Source organism: Streptomyces sp. NPDC000404, assembly GCF_040300365.1.
In the GTDB taxonomy this organism is placed as follows: domain Bacteria; phylum Actinomycetota; class Actinomycetes; order Streptomycetales; family Streptomycetaceae; genus Streptomyces; species Streptomyces ramulosus.
The window spans coordinates 243,964-266,136 of record NZ_JBEPDN010000005.1 but is presented as its reverse complement, the minus strand read 5'-3'; the positions used below and the strand labels follow the sequence as shown (position 1 = coordinate 266,136).

The following is a 22,173-nucleotide window of genomic DNA, read 5'->3' as shown; positions in this document are numbered from 1 at the left end:
GCCCGCCCTCGATCAAGATCCGGCAATCCTTGCGCGAGGACTTTTAATCTGCCAAACTTCTGCGATTCGAAGTCAAAGATCACCGGAGGCGGACAGTGTCCAGGCGTTCCATCGAGATCGACGACGAGGTGTTCGCGTTCCTGCAGAGCCACAGTGAACCGCTGGTGGACAGCCCCAACGACGTGCTGCGGCGACTGCTCCTCGGAAGCTCCGGCCGGCCGTCGACGGCCATGGCGGAACGTCGCCCCGGAGGCTTGATGCCGTTCATCCGGGCCGGCGTGCTCAAGGCCGGGGACAAGCTGATCCACATCCAGCCGCGGCGCGGGCTCACCCACGAGGCCGCAGTCACGGCGGACGGCTGGCTCAAAATCGAGGACGGCCGCGAGTTCTCCAAGCCCTCGCCGGCGCTCAAGGCGCAGACCGGGGTCGACATCAACGGCTACGCCAAGTACGCCCTCAAGGAAGACCCGGAGGTCCGCCTCCAGGACCTCCGCGAGCAGGTGCGGGGTGAGATCTGATGGCGACGTATCTGATCATCATCGGCGACCGGGAGCCGCTGGGCTGGGTGCTCAACAATCAGCGGATGGCCTTCCCCGCCGGGCGCACCACCGGGCTCCCGGAGAAAGGTGACGAGGCATTCCTCTACACGACGCGGAGCTGCTACCGGAATCCCGGTCGTGACCGGGGGCGGATCATGGGCCTGGCGACCGTCACCTCCGAGGTCGCGGCACTGGCGGAGCCCGTCTCGTTCGGCGACCGGGTCTTCTCCTCTGGATGCACCCTCCAGGTGCACGGACTCACCCCGCGCCACGAGGGGGTGGTCCTCGCCGACCTCGTACCAGAGCTCCAAGTCTTCCCGGACCCGAAGACCTGGAGTGTGCGACTTCGCCGGGCATCGCTGAGACTGCCGGAACCGGATGCCGATCTGCTGCGCCGGGAGCTTCAACCGATGCTCAGGACCCGCAGGTCGGTTCTCGGCCAGTACAGAGCCTGATCTCGCCGCTCGCCTCCCTGACCTGCTCCGGCACCAGCAGGAGGCGGGGTCGCCCGTCCTAGACTGACCGGAAGCTGTGTGCGCCGCGCAATGGTGGCACCCGGACCGAACGACATCTTCCTGGTCGGCGACGCCCACCAGCGCATCTACGCACACCAGGTGGTACTGGGCAGGCTCGGCATCAACACCCGCGGGGGCCTCCCGCCGGCTGACGCTGAACTACCGTACGACGCGGGAAATCCTCAGCAGTGCGCACGGCCTGGTGCACGGTGAGAGCTTCGACAATCTCGACGACGGTCCGGACACGCTGGACGGATACCGTTCCGTTCTGACCGGGCAGGCTCCCCAGTACTGGCGCGCCCCCGACTGGCGTACCGAGATGCGAGCCATCGCCACGTTGCTCAAGGAGCGCCACGAGCGCCACGGCACTCCGTACGAGGCCATGGCCGTCAGCGTTCCGGAAAAGGCCGCCGTCACGCAACTCGCCTACACCCTGGCGTGCGAACCCTTCCGGATCCCCGCGAGCGAGATCGGCCGCGACGGCCCACGCCAGACCGGCACCGTACACATCGGCACCATGCATCGGTTCAAAGGGCTGGAATTCCAGCGGGTGTTTCTGGCAGGTGTCAGTGAAGGCCTGGTTCCGCACCAGCGGATAGAAGCATTCCGGCTGACCGGTCCCGACCGGTACCGCCAGGAGGAGCAGCGGGCCCGTTCGCTGCTGTTCGTCGCGGCCACCCGAGCGCGGGACGAACTGGTCGTGACCTGGCACGGCAAGGCGAGTCGCTTCCTTCCTCAGAACGCCGACCGCGATGCGGGCCGTGCGGCCTCCCTGTTGACGGACGATGGTCCTCCGTCGGGTTCCAACGCAGCCTGACCCACGGGCGCAGGTGCATGTCTGAGCAAAGCGGCCTGATCTCCAAACTCCCCTGTGCGGGCATGCCTCCGCCACACACGCCGGGCTGCGCCGCCGCCTCGGTGGCGGCTCACTCCCTCCGGCGCCGGTACCGCTCACCCACCACGCCCTGGTCCGTTTCCCACCAGGGGCGGGTCAGTTCCTGGTGCGAAGTCCCGGGGCGGTCGTCGTGTTCGGGGCTGCGGGTGTGGGCACCGTCGCGCGTTCGCGGTCCAGCCGGGCGTCCAGCACTGCCGTCCGGTCGCGTGCGGAGCGGACCCACTCGGCGAAGACCGCGATGAGAAACGGTAGTCCGATCAGTTCGGCGAGGGTGAGCATGAGGCCGCCGCCGATCATCTGGTCGCGCTGTGGGCTGGGCCCCAGGGGCGGTGGTGGGCGGTGTACCAGCCGCCGGCGATCAGGGTGCCGTTGAACATCACGACGATGCCGGGTACGGAATCGGGCAGCCCGTCGGCGAGGACGAGGAGGGCCCGCACCGGATGGCTGCGCCAGGTGAGCAGCAGCGCCTCGCGGGTGGGTATCGGCAGGACGAAGAGGGTGCCGACGGCGAGGAGTTGCAGATGCATCAGCTCGTGCAGCGGGCCGTGGCGCAGGGCGGTCGGGATGTACGCGTGAAGTGGATCGCCAGCTCGAAGGCGAGCACCAGGACGGCGCTGACCAGCGGGAACGTCAGCGGGCGCAGCAGACGGCCGGAGGGTGCGCCGCGTACCCTGCGGGCGGTCGGCGAGCGGTCGTCCCGTGCTTACAGGACCAGGGCCTGCGGGTCGCCGAGGGCCAGGCCGAGCGGGGCGATGGTGTCGCGGGGACCCACGCCAGACCTGCCGCCGGGCGAGATGCGCGCGGGGCACCGGGTGCAGGTGCGGGCCGCTCCCCGTCCGCCCCGCGTGTGCCAGGTGGCGCGGGGCGGACGGGCCGCGGCCCGGCCCGGGATGCCGTCGGTCAGCGGAATCGGGCAGGCCGGGCGATGCGGGCGCGGGCGGCCCGGTGTTTGCGGTCGGGAGCTGCGCTTTCGCGTTCCTTGGCGCTGTCCTCCCAGTGCTTCGGCTGCATGAACAGCAGCTCGCCGGTGCCCGGGACCAGGGCCACGCCGCCGAACGGCTCGTCCCCGGCGAACCAGACGCCCGCGTCCAGGTCCGGCCAGCCGGAGCGGCTCAGCGCCTCCTTCGCACGCAGCGTGGGGGCGTCCTCCCAACGGCCGCCGAGCCGGAGGTAGAGGGTGTGGGACGCGTACTGGCCGTCCTTCTCCACCGGGGTGCGGAATTCCAGGGGATAGGTGCGGAGTACCCGCGCGCACTTACGGATCAGCGCCATGCGTTCCCGGAACGCCAGCAGGACGAACAGCCCGCCGAAGAAACCGATGAGGGCCACCGGGAGCAGATAGGTGTTCCGGAACACGAACAGCTGGACCCAGAGAAGGAAGAACACCGGGAAGGTTTTGAGGAAGCGTTTCGTGGCGGTGGTGTAGTGGTACTTCAGTGCTCCGTCGAAATCCGTGCCGTCGGTCGAGTAGGCGGCCGGCACAGGCTTCCGGAGCTTGGTCAGCACCCGCTCCCGCTCTTCCGGGGTCATCCGAAAGGGCTCCTTTCGGCTGCGTCGGAGGCCGGGGATGTTCCGGAACTCCCGTGCGCCGTGGCCTCTTCCGCCGGGTCGGTGAAGGACACCGTGCGGGCGACGCCGAGCAGCACACCGCGGTAATCCTGGGACAATTCCACGGCGGGGGTGACCAGTTGCAGCATGACGATCGAGGCGCCGCCGGGGCGGGGAATGGCCACCGTGCCCTGCCAGACGGTGCCTTCGCGGGATTCCTCGTCCCCTTCCTCCCCTTCGGGCGGGGCGGCGGGTGAAGGGGTGCGGCGGACCGTTTCCCAGATATATCCGGTGCCGACGGGGATTTCCACCGGGACGATGCCGTCGGCGACTCCGCTGCCCGTACTTTCGCCGCCCAGGAGTTGCATGAGGACGGCGTTGGGGTTGGTGCCCGAGGTCGAAACGGTGGATATCGTGAGCACGGACAGGGTGGGGTCACCGCTGTCGTCGGGGTGCATGCCGAGGGCACATCCCATGACCTCGCGTTTGCGGAGCATCGTCAGGACTGCCGCGTAGAGCCGGAATGCCTGGTCGGCGCGGTCGCGGTGTTCGGGCGGCAGCAGGGTGATCTGCCGGGCCGTCTCCTGGATTCCCTCGGGCGTGGGCCGGAGGTCCAACGAGAGGTAGCCGTAGGGCAGTCCGTACCAGAATTCCGGCTTCGGTTCGGCCACTTTCGTGTCGATAAGGCCATTCACAGGCGGATGCCCCTCACCATTTCTGCTACGCCTCCAGCGATTGTCTTGAATCCGTCCTTCACGCCGGTGCTGGCGGCGGCGCCCTTGGTGATCTCTGCGGCGTCGTGTCCCGGTCCATCCTTCGGGAGCACTCCTTGCGCTTCCAAGGACGATGCCATGTTGGCCACCACGTTGACGCCGTTGATGCCGTACTGAAGAGCTCCGGTGGCGGGGTCAGTGGCGGCGTCAAGGGCCTTGAAGTTGAACGCCGGTACGATTTCGCTGCCGAATTTGCCCATTTTCGAGCCGAGCGACATGGCTTCGCCGCCTTCACGTGCGATCGCCGCCGCGAGTCCCGCCTCGCTGCCCGCCTTGGCGAGGGCACCCACGCCCGGCACCATGCCGAGAGCGTCGCCGACCACGGAAGCTCCGGCGAATATGCCTTCCTTCCAGCCGTATTCGCCTGCCAGGGAATCTCTGAAGTCCTCGCTGGCGAAGTTCTTGGCCATGGACACCGCGCTGGCCGCGACCGCGATGCCCGCGAAGATCGGCGCCGCCGGGGTTGGGAGCAGCGCCAGGAGACCGGCGATGGCGCCGATGGTTCCGGCATGGTCTACAAGGGCTTTGCCGAACTCTGCGAGCAATTCGCCGATTTTGCTCAGCGCGTTGCTGAACCAGCCTGGTTCCTTGGGCGCCAGTTTATCGTCGGCCTCGTCGAGCTTTTTGGCGACGTCGTCGGCGCTGTGGATGTGGATGCCTTCGAGTTCGCGCGCCTTCTTCAGGACGTCTTCGTAAGCGGCATTGGCGGCATCAGAGTGTTTGGTGGCTTCGCTGAGCGCTCGTTCGGCAGCTCGCAGACGGTCCGTGGCAGCATCCGCCTCCGCCTGACTGGGGTACTCCTTTCCGCCGAGCTTGAGGTCGGGGTTCGCCTTGGCCTCGTCATAGCGCTTCCGGGCGCTTTCGATCTCGGACTTCTTCTCCCGCGCGGCGTCGTCGTATTTCTTCGCCAGGTCGCGGTGGGAGGAGAGGTCACCTTCCCAGGTCTTGAGGGCTTTGGCAGCCTTGTCGAGAGAATGGCCGGCGTTCATCACGGCCAGTTTGAGGTCGCCGTCGACCGTGTCGCGGAAGGCGCTGGCGGCATCGCCCTGCCAGCTTGAGCTGGCGCCGAGAAGGTAATCGATCTGCTGGTAGCAGTTGTTCAGGGTGTCGGCCGCAGCCTTCACCTTGCCGTGGAGACCGGAGACCGATTCGGGAAGTCCGGGAACGGGATTCCAGCCCAGGCTCGGATAAGGATTTGCCGCCATGGTCAGCGCTCCCCTGCGTTGGTGGCCGCGGTTTCCTTCATCTGCTTGAGCCCCTTGGAGAGGTTCTCCTCCAGCTCCTTGTAGCTCAGCGCGGTCTTCTCCACTCCCTCGTCGACCGCCTCGATCATTTCCTTCAGTTCACCGGTGCCGTGCTTCCACCGCTCCTGGAAGGTTTCGCACGACTTGTCCAGCCGTGCCGTTCCGATCTGTTCGGCACTGACAGACGAGAGGGCTTTACGTGCACTCTCCAGATCCGAAATGGATTTCTTCAACACTCGGCCAAATTCCCCGAGTTGCGTGAGATCTACCTTGAACTCGTCCGACACGAGTAACTCCATCCCCCAAGCAAGCAGGCGAACATACGCCACGTGAGGGGCATTTGGGGCATCCGCCTGCCGACCGACGCAGCGCCAGGTCAAGATATAACAAGCGTCAACTTTTGGTAATCTCCGACCCCGGTGGGAGGTTCCCACCGGGCACTGAGGGGCTGACGCTCGAAAAGGGGGAATTTCCGGTGAGTTCTACAGGGCAGCCTGTTCCGGACACGGTCGCCTTCGAGGACGCGGGGACGCGGTCCGCCTGGGTCGCGGAGCGGCGGCGGGTGCGGATATGCCTGGCGCTCTGGACGGTCCTGTGGCTGGGGGGCCTTATCGCGCTCTCGGTGCTCGACGGATACGGGGTCATCGGGCTGTCCGACGTGAAGTGGAGCGGGCGGCGGGGGCGAGGGGCCGGGAATCTGCTTGGCTTCATCGGCGGCATGAGTCTGCTCGGCTACTTTTTCGTCATCTGCTACCACGTGATGCTCCTGCGCTTCCTGAAGCGCATCCGCCGCGTCCTGGAGGCACATCCGTGGCGCCCGGTATCCGCGGTGCAGCGGCTTCCGCGGAAGAAGGATGTCGGCGTTCCGGTGCGGCTGCGGATGGAGGACGGCGGCGAGTGGACCAGGGACCTGTCCACCCGCGGGGCCCGGCCGCGGCGGCAGTGGCCCGAGGCGTTGGAGCAGGGCGCCTGGCACGCCGGCGACCTGGAGCGCACGGGCGTGCTCGCGCTGCCCGGCGGCGGGCGCCCGATGGAGATCAGCGTGCGCGGCGGGGTGATCGTCTACGCCGCGCGGGCGGACCGGGGATCCGCCCCGGACCGCCCGCGCGGGTCGGCGTAGTCCGACCGCTCAGCCCGTCACCCGCCAGCTCAGTTCGCTGGTGAGCAGCGAGCGCAGGGACGGGTCGCGGACCGCGTCCGTGGGGTCGGTGGCGCGGACGGTGACGGTGTGCCGGCGGCCGTCGGCGGGGACGCCGAGGGCGGCGGGGTGCACCGTGGTCGCGCCGCGTGCCGCGCGGGCCTCGCGGCCGTCGACGTACCAGCGCGGGGTGGCGCCCGGCAGCGGGGTGACGCGGAGGGCGCCGCTCCGGGCGAGCGGCTGCCCGGTGGGCACGTCGGCGGTCAGGGTCTTGGCGTGCCGGTGGAACCCGGCGATCATCGCCTCGCGGCCCGGAAGATTGAACTCCCGCCCCAGGGTCCGCATGATCGAGTTGTCGGTGGGGCGATTGAGCCCCTTCTCGTAGTAGCCGCCGCCCTCGTACGCGCCGACCGTGCCGCCGTCCGGGGACTCCTGGCCCAGCCAGCGGTACCACTTCTTCTGCTGGGACTTCATCGCGTCCGCGCCGAGGGTGGTGAGGTTGGACTCGGTGGGCTCGGGGCCGGTGTAGGTGCCCTCCTGCCCGTAGTCGTACTCGTCGGCGAGCTTGCCCAGGGAGTGGCCGGTCTCGTGGACGGCGATCTGGTCGGACTGGTCGTTGTCGGACGAGGCGGTGGCGATGCCGTCGTAGCCGACCTGCGAGGAGACGTCGTTGTACCCGGCGCCGCCGTACTTGGACGAGTGGCCGAGGACGACGACGAGATCGGCGGCCGGCGCCTTGGCGGCGTACGCCTCGACCTTGGCGGTGTCGACGCAGAGCAGCCGCTCGGTGTTGCTGCAGAAGAAGGCGGAGCCGAGGGCGGTGTTGCGGACCACGTCCTGGGTCGGATCGCCGGAGACGCCGGAGTCCTGGGAGACGGCGTCGACGGCCCAGACGTTGAAGAGCTTGGTGTACGAGGCGTACGGCTCGACGGCCGTCATCTTCTCCCACTTGGCGCGGGCGGCCTTGTGGAAGTCCTCCTGCTGACCTGCGGTGTAGCCGTCGCCGATGAAGACGACGTCGAGCTTGTCGGCGACCGGGCCGTTCTGGACGAGCGGGGTGACGTCGCCGTCGGCGGCGATGGAGGTGCGCGCGGCCGGGGCGAGCGGGGCGGAGGCGGGCACGGTGGTGTGGCGGGGGTGGCCACCGGGGCCGGTGAAGTACTCGACGGGCTGCGCCGGGCGGGCGGCCGGGTCCGCGGCGGGGGCCGGGGCGGCGCCGGCGGGCGCGGCGGCGGTCAGCGCGAGGGCGGCGGCGAAGGCCGCCCCGACGGCCGCGGCGGTGCGCAGGGGCGCGGGGCGCCGATGGCCGGGCGGGGCACCGCGGTCCCGCCCCTGGGCGCGGCCTGACGTGCGGACGGAGGCGCGTATGCGCATGGATCCTCCCAAGTCCCGCCGACCGTACGGCGGGTGGAGCCGGATGGGCGCGATCAATGTATGGGGCGGGGAGGGAGTGGGCAACGGTGTGCGGTCAAGTCGCCCCGAAGCAGGGGGAGTTGGAGCGGAGTGGTGGCCCGCACTGGAGGGGGCGCCTGGGCCACGGTGGGGGCTGAAGACCAGTGGAGGCGGAGCGCGGGGCCTGAGCCGCACCGGCGGCCGGACCGCCCGCCCGCCCGGGCCCTCGGCTGCTCCCGGCCCCGCGTCCACGTCCGGCCTCGGCGCCCCGGCTCGGGCCCCGGACCCGCGCGCCAGCTCCACCCCCGGCCCCCAGGCCCCGTGTGTCCGCCCCCGGACACACCACACCCCGGTGCCCCCATCCGCGCCAAGGCCGGACGGGCGCACCGGGGTGACCGGGGTGACGCGCCGGGGCGGGGCTCAGCCGCCCAGGCGTACCGGCAGGGTGTCGATGCCGTAGACGATGGAGAGCTTGCGGAAGCTGAGGTTCTCCGGTTCGACGGCGAGGCGCATCGTGGGGAAGCGGCGGACGAGGGCCGGGTAGGCGGCGCGCAGCTCCATCCGGGCCAGCTCGGCGCCGACGCAGCGGTGGATGCCGTAGCCGAAGGCGAGGTGGGAGGGGACGTTGCGGTCGGGGTCGAAGCGCTCCATGTCGGGGCCGAGGCCGCCGTCGCGGTCCGCGCCGCTCAGGGAGCACAGGACGACGTCGCCGGCGGCGATCCGCACCCCGCCGATCTCCAGGTCCTCGCGGGCGAAGCGCGGGAAGGCGACCTGGACGACGGTGAGGTAGCGCAGCAATTCCTCGACGTAGCGCTCGACGGCTTCGTCGCCGTCCTTGAGCGCCGCGAAGTGGTCCGGGTCCTGGAGGAGGACGAGGGCGCCGAGCGCCAGCATGCTCGCGGTGGTCTCGAAGCCGCCGGTGAGGACGCCGTCGGCGAGACCGGCCAGCTCCTCGTCGCTGACGGAGTCGCCGTGCTCCTTGACGATCATGCCGAGGAGGCCGTCACCCGGGTCCTTGCGCTGCTTCTTGACGACCTCGCGGAAATACTGGAGCGATTCCGATATGGCGCCGAAGGACGCGTTGGCGCCGCTGAAGAGGTCGAAGCGCGCGGCGCTGAGCCGCTCGAAATCCGCGCGGTCCTCATAGGGCACGCCGAGGAGTTCGCAAATCACCAGGGAGGGAATGGGCAGCGCGAAAGCCTGGACGATATCGACCGGTTCGCCGTTCTTGCCGGCCCGCTCCATGGCGTCCAGCCGCTCCTCCACGATCTCGTGGATACGCGGGGTGAGGCGGCTCAGGCGGCGCATGGTGAATTCCGGGGTGAGCAGCCGCCGCAGCCGGGTGTGGACGGGCGGGTCGGCGAAGCCCAGACCGCCCGGGTTCTGCTCCGCCTCCGCGCCCGCCTTGCCGACGAGGTGGGTGAAGTCCGAGCTGAAGGCGTTGGCCTTGCCGAGCACCGCCTTGACCTCGTCGTAGCCGGTGACCAGCCAGACGTTGGCGGCTATCGGCACCGGCAGCTTGGTGATGGGCTCCTTCTCCCGGACGGCTCCCAGCTCGGGCACCGGGTCGAGTCCGTCACGCCGCAGCGGCATCAGGACGGACTCGGGCAGGAAGGACATCCGCGAGAGATCGAAGCCCTTCTTCCGCGTTCTCGCGAGATACAGCCGGCCGGCCCAGGCGATGATCCGGGAACGGAGTGTCGTCATGACGCTAATACTGCCTTTCGTCGAGGGGGACGGTCATCCGCACTCGGCGGCCCGGAGGGACCGAGGAAGCGCGGGGCGTCCGCCCGGCGTGCGCAGTGCTGCCGTACGCCGCAGGGGGTGTTTTTCCGGCACCCCCGGCCCCTCGCTTGCGGCGGTCACGGCGCGGGTCCGTGACGTCGGCCGGCAGCGCCGGTCGCCCGCGGCCGGCGTGACGCGCTCGGCCCTTGTCTTTCGCGTCGAGTTTACAAAGCACCCTTGGCGGCGCCGAGGGCCCAACGGCCCTGATATGCGTCGGGGACATCCCTGGAATTCCCCCGACCCCCCGTTCCCTCTTCATCCACCACTCCCGTACGACCCGGGCCTCGCCCTGAACTTCCGTTACCAGGACGCCGATTTCCGGTGCCGAGTTGCCCGGAGTGCGGACTCCGCTTGCGTGCGCGGGGGCGTACGCGTCCCCTCTCCCGGTACGACGATCCGCCGTCACCCGGCGGAATCCCGCGCTCCGTGCCCTCGCCGGAACCCGCCTCCCCAAGGGGAACGAAGAGGAATTCCCCCGGAAGTCCCCGCATTCCGACATGAGCGGCCCACGATCCGACATAACACATATAAGCCGCCTTACTTGCTACGTTGCCAGGCATGACGGCAACGGCTCCGCCCCAGGCCCCGGCGTCGTCCGCCCCGGCGGACCGGCCGCCGCCCCGCCCGCCGGTGTCCCGGCGGCGCGGCGTCGAGCTGGTGCTGCTGACCGGCGCGGTGCTGATCAGCGTCTGCGGGTACGCCGTCGTCGGGCTGACGGTGCGGGGCGCGGTGCCCGGCGGCGCCGCGGGGTACGGCGCGGGGCTCGGCGCGCTCGCGCTGCTCGCCCATCTGGCGGTGCGGTGCGGCGCCCCGCACGCCGATCCGCTGCTGCTGCCGGTCGCCGTTCTCCTCAACGGGATCGGCCTCGTCCTCATCTTCCGGCTGGACCTGGCGACGCCCGGCCACCACGCGGCACCGGCCCAGCTGGTCTGGTCGGCGGCCGGGATCGCGCTGTTCACCGCGGCGGTGCTGCTGGTGCGCGACCACCGGCGGCTGGCGCGGTACGGGCCGGTGTGCGCGGCGCTGGCGCTGGCGCTGATGCTCGCGCCGCTGGCGTTCCCGGCGGTCAACGGCGCGAAGATCTGGATCCGGCTCGCCGGGTTCTCGATCCAGCCGGGCGAGTTCGCGAAGGTGCTGATCACGGTGTTCTTCGCGGCGCGGCTCGCGGCCCACCGCGCGGCGGCCCCGGCGGACCGCCCCGGCGCGAAGCGGCGCTCGGCGCTGCGGATGCTCCGCCCGGTCGCCGTCGTCTGGCTGCTGACCGTCGCCATCCTGGTCCTCGAACGCGACCTCGGCACCTCGCTGCTGTACTTCTGCATCTTCGTGGTGCTGCTGTACGTGGCGACCGGGCGGCTGGGCTGGCTGGCGGTCGGGCTGCTGCTGGCGGGCGCGGGCGCCACCGCCGTCGCGGCGCTGGAGCCGCATGTGCACAGCCGGGTGGCGGACTGGCTGCATCCGTTCGCCCAGGTCGCGGCGGGCGCGGGCCCCGGGCAACTGGCGCAGTCGCTGTACGCGTTCGGGGCGGGCGGGCTGCTGGGCACGGGGCTTGGCCGCGGCGACTCGTATCTCATCGGCTTCGCCATGAAGTCCGACTTCCTGCTGGCGACGTTCGGGGAGGAGCTGGGACTCGCCGGGCTGACCGCGCTGTTCCTGCTCTACGCGATCCTGGTGGCGCGCGGCTTCCGCGCCGGGCTCGGGCTGCGCGACCCGTTCGGCGGGCTGCTGGCGGTGGGGCTCGCCGCGCTCCCCGCGGTGCAGGTCTTCGTCATCGCCGGCGGGGTGATGGGGCTGATCCCGCTGACCGGGATGGCGCTGCCGTTCCTGGCCCAGGGCGGCTCCTCGCTGGTGACGAACTGGCTGGTCGTGGCCCTGCTGATCCGCCTCAGCGACCGGGCCAGGCGGCCTGGCGGGGCGGCGCCGGACGCCCCGGACGGGCTGCGGGACACCGTCGGGGCCGAGGCGGTGCCGGCGGCCGGACGCGCTCCGGAGGCGGGCCGGTGATCCGCTGCACCCGGCACGCCGCCGTCTGCTGCCTGCTGCTCTTCGTCGCGCTGCTGGGCAACGCGGCGTGGCTGCAGGTCTTCCGCGCACCGGAGCTGGCCGCCGATCCGGCCAACCGCCGGGCGCAGATCGCGCGGTACGCCGAGCCGCGCGGCGCGGTGCTCGTCGCCGGGCGGCCGGTGACCGGGTCGCACGACAGCGGCGGCCGGCTGCGGCACGAGCGGACGTACACCGACGGACCGCTGTACGCGCCGGTCACCGGCTTCTCCTCGCAGACGTACGGCACCTCGCTGCTGGAGCGGGCCGAGGACGGGGTGCTGGCCGGGACCGATCCGCGGCTGACGGCTTTCCCCTGGTGGGACGGGCTGACGCGGGCGCCGCGGCGGGGCGGGGCGGTGGCGACCACCATCGATCCGGCGGTGCAGCGCGCGGCGTTCTCGGGGCTGGGCCGCCGCACGGGCGCGGTCGCCGCGATCGAACCGCGCACCGGCCGCATCCTGGCGCTGGTCTCCACCCCCTCGTACGACCCGGCGCAGCTGTCGGGCAACGGGCCGAAGGTGACGGCGGCGTGGCGGCGGCTGACCGGGGCGGCGCGGCAGCCGATGCTCAACCGGGCGATCCGGCAGACCTATCCGCCCGGTTCGGCGTTCAAGGTGGTCACCGCCGCCGCGGCGCTGGAGAGCGGGCTGGTCACCGACCCGGACGAGCCCACCGGCTCCCCCGATCCGTACACCCTGCCCGGCACGGACACCGTGCTGGTCAACGAGTCGGACGACTGCGCGGACGCCTCGTTGCGGGAGGCGTTCCGCGTCTCGTGCAACACCGTCTTCGCGCGGCTGGGCGTCGGCGTGGGGATGGCGACGATGGTGCGCACGGCGCGGGCGTTCGGCTTCGACGGGCGCGGGCCGCGCATCCCCTCGCCGGTCGCGCCGAGCACCTTCGACACGCGGATGGACCGCGCGCAGCTGGCGCTGTCGTCGATCGGGCAGTACGACACGACGGCGACGCCGCTGCAGATGGCGTCCGTCGCGGCGGCGGTGGCGAACGACGGGGAGCGCGCCGCGCCCTACCTGGTGGACGAGGTGAGGGACGCGTCCGGGACGGCGCTCGCCGCACCGGAGCGCCCGGCGCCGGTCCGGGCGATGGGTCCGGCGACCGCACGGCGGCTCCAGGAGCTGATGGTGGACGTCGTCGAGCACGGCAGCGGGCACCGCGCCGCGATCGGCGGCGCGGTCGTCGGCGGCAAGACCGGCACCGCCCAGCACGGCGTGCACAACGAGGGCACCCCGTACGCGTGGTTCATCTCCTGGGCGCGCCGCGAGGGCGCCGCCGAGCCCGCGGTGGCGGTCGCGGTGGTGGTCGAGGACGCGGCGGCCGACCGCACCGAGATCAGCGGCGGCGGCAGCGCCGCCCCGATCGCGGGCGCGGTGATGCGGGCGGCGCTGCACTGAGGCGGCCCGTTCGCAGGCGCTCCCCCGTGCGGCCCGGCCCCGTCCGGCTCCGTACGCCCCCGGCACAATGACCGCATGACGGAACCTGACGGCGATGCGGCGGCATGCGGTGCGGCGATACCCGCGCTGACCACGGCGGAGGTCGAGGCACTGGCGCGGCGGGCGCACGCCGGGCAGACGGACAAGGCTGGCCGTCCGTACACGGAGCATCTGGCGGCGGTCGCCGACGGGGTGCGGGCGCGGGGCGGGACCCCGGAGCAGATCGCCGCGGCGTGGCTGCACGACGCCGTCGAGGACGGGGCGCTCTCGGCCGAGGACCTGACGCGGGCGGCGCTGACCGACGCGACCCGGGCGATGATCCTCGCCGTCACCAAGCGGAGCGGCGAGCCGCCCGAGGCGTACGCCGCCCGCATCCTGGCGACGCCGGGCGCGCTCCTGGTCAAGACGGCCGACCTGGCCCACAACGCCGATCCGGCACGGCTCGCCGCACTCGACGCCCCGACCCGCGAGCGCCTGACGGCGAAGTACGCCGGGATGCGGGCGCTGCTGGGGCTCGCGGGGTAGAGGGGCGGCGGACGCCGGACACGGCGGGCACCGGACACGGCGGGCACCGGGCACGGACCTCACCGGCCGGGCCCGCGTCCGGCGGTACGCCCCGGAATCGGCCCGGCGGTACGCCCCGGATCGGCCGACGCCCCGCCCGTTTGCGGCCGGCGGGGCCCGGTTCCACACCGCGGACGCCCCGGCCCGAACAGGCGCCCCGCGGCTACCCTGCGCCGCATGCCCCTCCCCCAGCCTTCGGACACGCAGCTTTCGGACACACGGCCCTCCGACACGCAGCTTTCAGGAACCCACCCTGAAGGAAACCCGGTCCCCGCCCCCTCCCCCGCTCCCGGCACCGCCCGGGTGGTCGCCGCGCTGACCGGCGTCGGCGTGCGTCGTCACACCACCGGCCGGCCCCTTCTGGACGGTGTCGACTGGACGGTCCGGGCCGGGGAGCACTGGGCGCTGCTCGGGGCGAACGGCGCGGGGAAGACCACCGTGCTGCGGCTGGTGGGCGCGCTGATGTTCCCGACCACCGGCACGGTCGAGGTGCTCGGGCACCGGCTCGGCGCCGTCGACGTACGGGAGTTGCGGGCGGTGATCGGGCTGGTGTCGAGCGCGCAGCAGGTGCCGCAGGACGCGAGTGGGCACACCGTGGTCCTCACCGGTGCGACCGGCACCGTGCAGCCGCTGTGGCGGCAGTACGACGAGGCCACCCGGGAGCGGGCGCATGCGCTGCTGGCGGAGCTGGACTGCGCGGAGCTGGCGGACCGGCCGTTCCGGGTCTGCTCGGGCGGGCAGCGGGCGCGGGTGCTGATCGCCCGCGCGCTGATGTCCGACCCGTCGCTGCTCCTGCTGGACGAGCCGTTCAACGCCCTGGACCTGCCCTCCCGCGAGGACCTGATCGACGCGCTGCACCGGCTCGCCGTGGACCGCCCGGAGCTGGCGACCGTCACCGTCACCCACCATCTGGAGGAGCTGTCGCCCGCCATCGGGCACGCGCTGCTGCTGCGCGAGGGCCGGGTGCAGGCGCGCGGCCGGGTCGAGGAGGTGCTGACCGGCCCCCGGATGTCGGCGTGCTTCGGGCGCCCCGTGGAGGTGTCCCGGCACGCCGGGCGCTGGGCGGCCCGCTCCGGACGTCGCCTCGTGGGCTGACCGGGCGGAGGCCGCGTACCCCAATGGCGGCGCCGCCCCGGGGTGGCACGGTCGTTGTCAGGGGGCGGGACGTGTGTCCCGCCCGCCGACAGCAGGAGCGCACGATGCCGAGGATCACTCCGAATCTCTGGTTCGACACCCAGGGCAGGGACGCCGCCGAGTTCTACGTCTCGGTGTTCCCCAACTCCCGCATCACCCAGGTCTCGTACTACGGCGAGTCCGGTCCGCGGCCGGCCGGGACGGTGCTGACCGTCGATTTCGAGCTGGACGGGCAGCCGTACACGGCGATCAACGGCGGCCCGGAGTTCACCTTCGACGAGGCGATCTCGCTGCTGATCAACTGCGCGGACCAGGCGGAGGTCGACTACTACTGGGACGCCCTGGGCAAGGGCGGCCGCACCGGCCCGTGCGGCTGGCTCAAGGACCGCTACGGCCTGTGCTGGCAGGTGGTCCCCGATGCGCTGGGGGAGCTGATGGCCGACCCCGATCCGGCCCGCGCCCAGCGGGCACTGCAGGCGATGCTGGGGATGCAGAAGCTCGACGTCGAGGCGTTGCGGGCGGCGGCGGACGGCGGCTGAGCCCGCCCGCGGGCCGCGGCGGCGAGCCCCGGAACCGCGGGACGGCCGGGCACCCGGCCCCGGCCCGAGCCCGGGAAGCCCTCAGCCCCGCCCGGCCGCTCCCCCGCCCCCGCCGTGCCCTTCCCCGGCGGTTCCGTCCTCCCCGGCTCCGTCCGCCGCGGCCCCTTCCGCCACCGTCGCGGCGACCTCCGCGGTGCGGGCCGCCTCCTCGGCCGCGAAGCGCCGGGCGTCCAGCTGCTCGGCGATCTCCTCGTCCTGGGCCATCAGCGCGTCCAGCTCCGCGGCGCCCAGATCGAGGACGCCCAGGTCGGCGTAGGCGCGTTGCAGCCGCGGGCCCCACAGGCCGATGTCCTTGACGCAGGGCACGATGCGGCTGAAGAGCAGCTTGCGGAAGAGGTGCAGGAACTCCGACTGCTCGGTGAGTTCGAGGGCCTCCGCGCGCGGGATGCCGAAGTTCTCCAGGACCTCCAGACCACGCAGCCGGTCCCGCATCAGATAGCAGCCCTCGATGACGAACTCCTCGCGTTCGCGCAGTTCGGCGTCGGAGAGCTGCCGGTAGTAGTCGCGCAGCGCCATCCGGCCGAACGCGACGTGGCGGGCCTCGTCCTGCATGACGTAGGCGAGGATCTGGTGCGGCAGCGGCTTGGTGGTGGTGTCGCGGAGCATGCCGAACGCGGCCAGCGCCAGGCCCTCGATGAGCACCTGCATGCCGAGGTAGGGCATGTCCCAGCGGGCGTCGCGCAGGGTGTCGCCGAGGAGGGCCTGGAGGCTGTCGTTGACGGGGTAGAGCAGCTGGACCTTCTCGTGCAGGAAGCGGCCGTAGATCTCGGCGTGCCGCGCCTCGTCCATGGCCTGGGTGGCCGAGTAGAACTTCGCGTCGAGGTCGGGCACGGACTCGGTGATCCGCGCGGCGCACACCATGGCGCCCTGCTCACCGTGGAGGAACTGGCTGAACTGCCAGGACGCGAAGTGCTGCCGCAGCGTGCCGCGCTCCCGCCCGGACATCCGGTCCCAATGCGGCGTGCCGTACAGGGCGGTCGCCTCGTCGGGGGTGCCGAGCGGGTCGAACGGGTCGACCTCCAGGTCCCAGTCGATGCGGGTGGTGGCGTCCCACTGCTTGTCCTTGCCCTTCTGGTAGAGGGCGAGGAGCCGGGCGCGTCCCTCGTCGTACTCCCAGCTGAAGCGGGCGGCGCCGGCGGCGGGGACCTCCCACAGGAGGTCGCCCGGCTCTCGGGTGTAGGTCTCGCGGCTCGACACGGGCGTCTCCTCGGCTCACCGGGCTGCTGGGGCCTGTCGTCACGCTCCGCCCGTCCGCCGGGGCACGTCGTGCGGCGCGGCCCGGCGGCGGGGGCATCTGCAGGCTCACACGCCCTTACCGGCGGGTCAAGAAGTCGCGTGCGAGGGATTGACGGGCTTACTGACAGGCAGTCTTATAAGAGGTGACCGTTGGTAACCCCATGAGCGAGGTGGCCCCAGCCATGACGAGCGCGACGACCGCGATGACCGTGCCGGACACCGAACTGCTGCGGGACGCCCTCGGGCTGCTCAAGGACCGCGAGCAGGTGGCCGAGCGGCTGCTCGACTCCTCGGCCAAGCACTCCTTCGACCCCGACGCCGAACTCGACTGGAACGCCCCGCTCGAAGAGGGCAAGTGGTACTGGCCGCCGGAGCTGGTCTCCCTCTACGACACGCCGATGTGGCGCCGGATGTCCGTGGAGCAGCAACAGGACCTCTCCCACCACGAGGCCGCCTCACTCGCCTCGTTGGGCATCTGGTTCGAGATCATCCTGATGCAGCTGCTGGTGCGTCATATCTACGACAAGCCGGTGACCAGCGCACACGTCCGCTACGCGCTCACCGAGATCGCGGACGAGTGCCGCCACTCGAAGATGTTCGCCCGGCTGATCACCCGCACCGGCGCGCCCACGTACCCGGTCTCCCGCCTCAACCACAACCTCGCCCGGATCCTGAAGACCGTCTCCACCACGCCCGGTTCGTTCGCCTGCACCCTGCTCGGCGAGGAGATCCTGGACTGGATGCAGCGGCTGACCTTCCCGGACGAGCGGGTGCAGACCCTGGTGCGCGGGGTGACCCGCATCCACGTCGTCGAGGAGGCCCGCCATGTGCGCTACGCCCGCGAGGAGTTGCGGCGGCAGATGGTGACCGCGCCGCGCTGGGAGCGGGAGCTGACCCGGATCAGCTCGGGCGAGGCGGCTCGGGTGTTCTCCCTCGCGTTCGTCAACCCGCAGGTCTACAGCAACGTCGGGCTCGACCGGCGCGAGGCCGTCGCGCAGGTCAGGGCGAGCGGACACCGCCGCGAGGTGATGCAGTCCGGCGCCAAGCGGCTGACCGACTTCCTCGACGAGATCGGCGTGCTGCGCGGCGCGGGCCGCAAGCTGTGGCGCAGCTCCGGGCTGCTGGCCTGATCCGCGCGGACCGGCCGGGCGGCGGTCCGGGCGTCTGTGCAGCCGCGAAGCCCGGGCCGTTACCCTGCTGGTATGAACGGCAGCGGCACCGCCCCAGCAGTACCCCGACCGGCCTACCGCAGGATGGGCGTGGAGCAGCGCCGCAGCCAACTCCTCGCCGCCGCGCTGGGACTGTTCGCCCACCGCGCGCCCGAGGACGTCACGCTCGACGACGTCGCGACCGCCGCCGGGGTCTCCCGGCCGCTGGTCTACCGCTACTTCCCCGGCGGCAAACAGCAGCTGTACGAGGCGGCCCTGCGCAGCGCCGCCGACGCCCTCGAAGGCTGCTTCGACGAACCGGAGACCGGCCCGCTCACCCAGCGCCTCTCGCACGCCCTCGATCGCTACCTCGCCTTCGTCGACGAGCACGACGCGGGGTTCAGCGCGCTGCTCCAGGGCGGCAGCGTGGTCGAGACGTCCCGGACGACGGCGATCGTGGACGAGGTCCGGCGCGCCGCGGCCGACCACATCCTGCGCCACCTCGGCGCGCCGGAGCCGGGGCGGCGGCTGCGGATGACGGTCCGGATGTGGATCACGGCGGTGGAGGCCGCCTCGCTGATCTGGCTGGACGAGGAGAAACACCCCGACCTGGGCGAACTGCGGGACTGGCTGGTCGATCACTTCGTCGCGCTGCTGACCTCCACGGCGGCGCGCGACCCGCAGACGGCCCACGTGATGCGCGCGGCCCTGGCCCTGGAGCCCCGCGAGGGCCGCCTCGGCACCCTGGCCCGCGGCGCCCTGCCGGTGCTCGGCGAGGCGGGGCATCTGCTCTGAGGGCGACCGCCCCTGCCCGGGGCGGGGCCGCCTGCCGGGCCCGCCCCGGGCAGGCGGCCCGGACCCGGCGCAGGCCGTGCGGCCGGGCGGCGCCATGCGGCCGCCCCGGACCGCGGCGCGCCGGAGCCGCGCCGCTCCCCCGGTGTGACACTGGCCCGGTGAGAAGCGAGAACACCCCGTTCACCGGTGGCCCGCTGGACGGCCGGGTGCTGCCGGTCCTCGTCGACGCCACCGGCCGGCCGCCGAAGGTCTACACCGTGCCGGTCCCGCACGACGACGGCACCCCGCCGACGGTGCACGTCTACCGCCGCGTCCCGGGCCCACCCGGCCGCCTCGGCCTGCCCCGCGGCTGGCGCTACGCGTACGACCCCGAGGGGAACGCGGGGCGGCGACGGCTCAAGTGGCCCTGGAGCAAGGCGAGTTGAGACGGCAGCGGGCGGGCGCCCACCGCCCACCGCCATGCCCGACGACGGGCCGCGGCTCCACCACCGCCCCGCCGCGCCCCCGCCAACTCCCCCTCCCCTCACCCCCACCCCACTCTGGTCCGGACCATTGACACCCAATGGTCTAGTCCTGTTTGCTTCCTGCCCGGGGGAGCCGCCCCGCCTCCCTGACCGGATCGACCCCTTCAGGGGCGGCTTCCCCTGCCTCGGCACCGCGCCACCGCCCGTGCACCGCCCCGTGCCACCGTTCCGCGCCGTCGACCGAAGGAGCAGCACCATGCGCACCGGCTCGCCCCGCCCCGCCCGTTCCGGCCGCGCCCGCCGGCGTCGCGCCCTGCCCGCCGCGCTCGCCGCCGTCGCCACCACCGCGGCGCTCACCGCCCTGGCCGGCACCGGACCGGCACACGCCGCACCGGCGCCCGCCCCCGCCGCCCGGCCCGCCGCCGCGGCCGGGCACACCCTCGTCGGCTACCTCCACGCGAGCTTCGCCAACGGCTCCGGCTACACCCGCCTCGCCGACGTCCCCGACAGCTGGGACATCATCGACCTGGCCTTCGGCGAACCGACCTCCCCCACCTCCGGCGACATCCGCTTCTCCCTCTGCCCGCAGAGCGAGTGCCCGGGCGTGGAGAGCGAGGACGAGTTCAAGGCCGCGGTCAAGGCGAAGCAGGCGGCCGGCAAGAAGGTGCTGATCTCCATCGGCGGGCAGAACGGCCAGGTCCAGCTGACCACCGCCGCCGCCCGCGACGCGTTCGTGAAGTCCGTCGGCGCCATCATCGACCGCTACGGGCTCGACGGCCTCGACATCGACTTCGAGGGCCACTCCCTCTCCCTCGACACCGGCGACACCGACTTCACCAAGCCCACCACGCCCTCCGTCGTCAACCTCATCGCGGCGGTGAAGTCGCTCAAGGCGAAGTACGGCGAGAAGTTCACGCTGACGATGGCGCCGGAGACCTTCTTCGTCCAGCTGGGCCACCAGTTCTACGGCTCCGGGCCCTGGGGCGGTCAGGACCCGCGCGCCGGGGCGTATCTGCCGGTGATCCACGCGCTCCGCGACGATCTGACGCTGCTGCACGTCCAGGACTACAACTCCGGCCCGATCATGGGCCTGGACGAGCAGTACCACACCATGGGCAGCGCCGACTTCCACATCGCGATGACGGACATGCTGCTCGCCGGCTTCCCCGTCGCGGGCGACAAGGACAAGGTCTTCCCGCCGCTCAAGCCCTCCCAGGTCGCGATCGGCCTGCCCGCCTCGCCCAGCGCCGGCAACGGCCACACCTCCACCGGCGACGTCACCAAGGCCCTCAACTGCCTCACCAAGAAGACCGACTGCGGCGGCTACACCCCGCACGGCACCTGGCCGGACCTCGGCGGCCTGATGACCTGGTCGATCAACTGGGACCGCTTCAACGACTGGGAGTTCCAGAAGAACTTCGACGCCTACTTCGGCCGCTGACCGCCGCGGGCCGAGCACCCACCACGGCCCGCGCCCGGGCCACGGCCCGCCCCGCGAACCGGGTCCGCCCGGCGCCGATCGGGTGAGCCAACCGCCCGCCTCCTCCGCCTTCGTACGGAAATCACCACCCACCGTGGCAGCATCCCCACCGTTCGCACGTCACGGATACGGCCGGTGGCCGGAGCGCCGGGCACCCCGGCGCCCCGGCCGCCGGCGTCGGAGGTGGTCTGATGTCCGGTCCCGCACCGCGGTCGTCGCGCACCCTGCGAGCGGCCGGCGCCGCGCTGCTCCTCGGCGCCACCGCGCTGGCCGGCCCCGCGGCCCCCGCCTCCGCCGCCCCCGCCCCGGACCCGGCCGCGACGGCCGGTGCGCCCGCCGCCCCGGACGGCCCGGCCCCGGACGCCAACAGCCCCGCCGCCCTCCTCCGCCGCCTCCAGGCCCTCTACCGCTCGGCCGAGGAGTCCACCGAGGCGTACAACGCCACCCAGGAGGACCTCCGGGCCACCCAGGCACGCGCGCAGACCCTCGGCGTCCGGCTGAAACAGGCCCGGGCCCGGCTCGCCGGAGCCCGCGCCGACGCCGGACGGCTGGCCCGCCAGCAATACCAGGGCGGCGGTCCCGCCACCCTCGCCCAGTACGTCCGGGTGCTGCTCGCCGACGACCCCGAGCAGGCCATGGACCGCAGCCATCTGCTGCACACCGCCGCCGCCGAGGCCGCCGCCACCGTCGACCGGCTGGCCCGCGGCGCGCGGCAGGCCGACACCCTCGCCCGGCAGGCGGACGCCGCCCTCGACCGGCAGCGCGCCCTCACCGCACAGCGCGCCCGGCAGCGGACGGCCGTACAGAGCCGCCTCAAGGAGGTCGAGAAGCTGCTCGCCGGGCTCTCCGAGGACCAACTCGCCACCCTCGACCGGCTGGAGAACGACGGCGCCGCCACCGCCCAGCGGGCGCTGGTCTCCCGGGGCGCGCTCGGCGCGGCGGGCGCCCCCTCGTCCGCGGGCGACCGGGCCATCTCCTACGGGCTGCGCCAGGTCGGCAAGCCGTACGTCTGGGGCGCCACCGGGCCCGACGCGTTCGACTGCTCCGGCCTCACCTCGCAGGCCTGGTCGCACGCCGGGCGGGCCATCCCGCGCACCAGCCAGGAGCAGTGGAAGCGGCTGCCGCACGTCCCGCTCAACCGGCTGCGCCCCGGCGACCTCGTCGTCTACTTCCCCGGCGCGACCCATGTGGCGCTCTACCTCGGCGACGGAAAGGTCGTCCAGGCACCGCGCCCGGGCACCGCCGTCCGCGTCTCCCCGCTCGCCGCCAACCCGCCGCTCGGCGCCGTCCGCCCGGACCCCGGCGACCGGCCGGTCACCGGCTACACCGCGCCCCGCCAGATCACCGCGCACGGCCCGGCCTCCGGCGCGGCGGACGCCGGATATGCGCGGTCCGCCGCCCCCGGGCACTGAGCCGGGGACGGCGGACACAAG

20 protein-coding genes and 2 pseudogenes are annotated in these 22,173 nt (G+C 72.5%); 14 read left to right on the top strand and 8 right to left on the bottom strand.

The window, feature by feature from the left end; genetic code table 11:
* Nucleotides 1-95 precede the first annotated feature (95 nt).
* The 3 genes from ABT345_RS11380 (at nt 96) to ABT345_RS11370 (ending at nt 1,871) form a co-directional block, all read left to right on the top strand.
* Nucleotides 96-518: a restriction system modified-DNA reader domain-containing protein gene (locus ABT345_RS11380; protein ID WP_345086221.1), complete on the top strand. Its 423-nt coding sequence runs from the start codon at nt 96-98 to the stop codon at nt 516-518.
* A complete protein-coding gene (locus ABT345_RS11375) occupies nt 518-994 on the top strand; it encodes a hypothetical protein (RefSeq protein ID WP_345086223.1) in 477 nt (158 codons plus the stop codon). The genes ABT345_RS11380 and ABT345_RS11375 overlap by 1 nt, the downstream gene beginning before the upstream one ends.
* Before the next feature lie 262 nt (nt 995-1,256).
* Nucleotides 1,257-1,871 (top strand): 3'-5' exonuclease, encoded by a 615-nt coding sequence (locus tag ABT345_RS11370; RefSeq protein ID WP_345086225.1) that lies wholly within the window; start codon nt 1,257-1,259, stop codon nt 1,869-1,871.
* 174 nt (nt 1,872-2,045) lie between these two features.
* Here ABT345_RS11370 and ABT345_RS11365 read toward each other — a convergent pair.
* The 5 genes and pseudogenes from ABT345_RS11365 to ABT345_RS11345 form a co-directional block, all read right to left on the bottom strand.
* Nucleotides 2,046-2,476: pseudogene (locus tag ABT345_RS11365) on the bottom strand (cytochrome c oxidase assembly protein).
* A 373-nt stretch (nt 2,477-2,849) separates the two neighbouring features.
* Nucleotides 2,850-3,479, bottom strand: a complete 630-nt coding sequence (locus ABT345_RS11360; protein WP_345086231.1) for a hypothetical protein — start codon at nt 3,477-3,479, stop codon at nt 2,850-2,852.
* Complete coding sequence (locus ABT345_RS11355; protein ID WP_345086233.1) at nt 3,476-4,168, bottom strand: hypothetical protein; 693 nt, start codon at nt 4,166-4,168, stop codon at nt 3,476-3,478. The genes ABT345_RS11360 and ABT345_RS11355 overlap by 4 nt, the downstream gene beginning before the upstream one ends.
* 20 nt (nt 4,169-4,188) lie before the next feature.
* Complete coding sequence (locus ABT345_RS11350) at nt 4,189-5,475, bottom strand: putative T7SS-secreted protein (protein ID WP_345086235.1); 1,287 nt, start codon at nt 5,473-5,475, stop codon at nt 4,189-4,191.
* Between the two features lie 2 nt (nt 5,476-5,477).
* Nucleotides 5,478-5,801, bottom strand: a complete 324-nt coding sequence (locus tag ABT345_RS11345) for a DUF6317 family protein (protein WP_345086237.1) — start codon at nt 5,799-5,801, stop codon at nt 5,478-5,480.
* A gap of 188 nt (nt 5,802-5,989) precedes the next feature.
* On the opposite strand from ABT345_RS11345, the gene ABT345_RS11340 reads away from it, so the two are divergent.
* On the top strand, nt 5,990-6,634 hold the full coding sequence (locus ABT345_RS11340) for a hypothetical protein (protein WP_345086239.1): 645 nt from the start codon (nt 5,990-5,992) through the stop codon (nt 6,632-6,634).
* 9 nt (nt 6,635-6,643) lie between these two features.
* Here the strand turns inward: ABT345_RS11340 and ABT345_RS11335 are convergent, their stop codons facing one another.
* Both ABT345_RS11335 and ABT345_RS11330 read right to left on the bottom strand, forming a co-directional pair.
* The gene (locus tag ABT345_RS11335; protein WP_345086241.1) at nt 6,644-8,026 is read right to left on the bottom strand and encodes a M64 family metallopeptidase; all 1,383 of its coding nucleotides are present in this window, start codon (nt 8,024-8,026) and stop codon (nt 6,644-6,646) included.
* A 438-nt stretch (nt 8,027-8,464) separates the two neighbouring features.
* Nucleotides 8,465-9,751 carry a cytochrome P450 gene (locus ABT345_RS11330; RefSeq protein WP_345086243.1) on the bottom strand — a complete coding sequence of 429 codons (1,287 nt, stop codon included), beginning with the start codon at nt 9,749-9,751 and terminating at the stop codon, nt 8,465-8,467.
* A gap of 636 nt (nt 9,752-10,387) precedes the next feature.
* Here ABT345_RS11330 and ABT345_RS11325 point away from each other — a divergent pair.
* From ABT345_RS11325 to ABT345_RS11305, 5 genes are all read left to right on the top strand, one after another.
* Nucleotides 10,388-11,830 carry an FtsW/RodA/SpoVE family cell cycle protein gene (locus ABT345_RS11325; protein ID WP_345086245.1) on the top strand — a complete coding sequence of 481 codons (1,443 nt, stop codon included), beginning with the start codon at nt 10,388-10,390 and terminating at the stop codon, nt 11,828-11,830.
* Nucleotides 11,827-13,281 (top strand): penicillin-binding transpeptidase domain-containing protein, encoded by a 1,455-nt coding sequence (locus tag ABT345_RS11320; protein WP_345086247.1) that lies wholly within the window; start codon nt 11,827-11,829, stop codon nt 13,279-13,281. The genes ABT345_RS11325 and ABT345_RS11320 overlap by 4 nt, the downstream gene beginning before the upstream one ends.
* 75 nt (nt 13,282-13,356) lie before the next feature.
* A complete protein-coding gene (locus tag ABT345_RS11315) occupies nt 13,357-13,845 on the top strand; it encodes an HD domain-containing protein (protein ID WP_345086250.1) in 489 nt (162 codons plus the stop codon).
* Between the two features lie 342 nt (nt 13,846-14,187).
* Entirely contained in the window at nt 14,188-14,979 is a 792-nt protein-coding gene (locus ABT345_RS11310) for an ABC transporter ATP-binding protein (protein ID WP_345086658.1), read from the top strand.
* A gap of 104 nt (nt 14,980-15,083) precedes the next feature.
* Nucleotides 15,084-15,557, top strand: coding sequence for a VOC family protein (locus tag ABT345_RS11305; RefSeq protein ID WP_345086252.1), 474 nt, complete (start codon nt 15,084-15,086; stop codon nt 15,555-15,557).
* 81 nt (nt 15,558-15,638) lie between these two features.
* Here ABT345_RS11305 and ABT345_RS11300 read toward each other — a convergent pair whose 3' ends face one another.
* On the bottom strand, nt 15,639-16,814 hold the full coding sequence (locus ABT345_RS11300; RefSeq protein WP_345086254.1) for a ferritin-like domain-containing protein: 1,176 nt from the start codon (nt 16,812-16,814) through the stop codon (nt 15,639-15,641).
* Nucleotides 16,815-17,035: 221 nt separating this feature from the next.
* On the opposite strand from ABT345_RS11300, the gene ABT345_RS11295 reads away from it, so the two are divergent.
* The 5 genes and pseudogenes from ABT345_RS11295 to ABT345_RS11275 all read left to right on the top strand — a co-directional run bounded on the left by ABT345_RS11295 (nt 17,036) and on the right by ABT345_RS11275 (nt 22,152).
* Nucleotides 17,036-17,983 (top strand): AurF N-oxygenase family protein, encoded by a 948-nt coding sequence (locus ABT345_RS11295; RefSeq protein WP_345086256.1) that lies wholly within the window; start codon nt 17,036-17,038, stop codon nt 17,981-17,983.
* A 72-nt stretch (nt 17,984-18,055) separates the two neighbouring features.
* On the top strand, nt 18,056-18,796 hold the full coding sequence (locus ABT345_RS11290; RefSeq protein WP_345086258.1) for a TetR/AcrR family transcriptional regulator: 741 nt from the start codon (nt 18,056-18,058) through the stop codon (nt 18,794-18,796).
* A 158-nt stretch (nt 18,797-18,954) separates the two neighbouring features.
* On the top strand, nt 18,955-19,221 hold the full coding sequence (locus ABT345_RS11285; protein WP_345086260.1) for a DUF8847 domain-containing protein: 267 nt from the start codon (nt 18,955-18,957) through the stop codon (nt 19,219-19,221).
* A 472-nt stretch (nt 19,222-19,693) separates the two neighbouring features.
* A pseudogene (locus ABT345_RS11280) lies at nt 19,694-20,701 on the top strand (chitinase); the annotation flags it as partial.
* A gap of 230 nt (nt 20,702-20,931) precedes the next feature.
* Nucleotides 20,932-22,152 carry an NlpC/P60 family protein gene (locus tag ABT345_RS11275; protein ID WP_345086262.1) on the top strand — a complete coding sequence of 407 codons (1,221 nt, stop codon included), beginning with the start codon at nt 20,932-20,934 and terminating at the stop codon, nt 22,150-22,152.
* Nucleotides 22,153-22,173 lie beyond the last annotated feature (21 nt).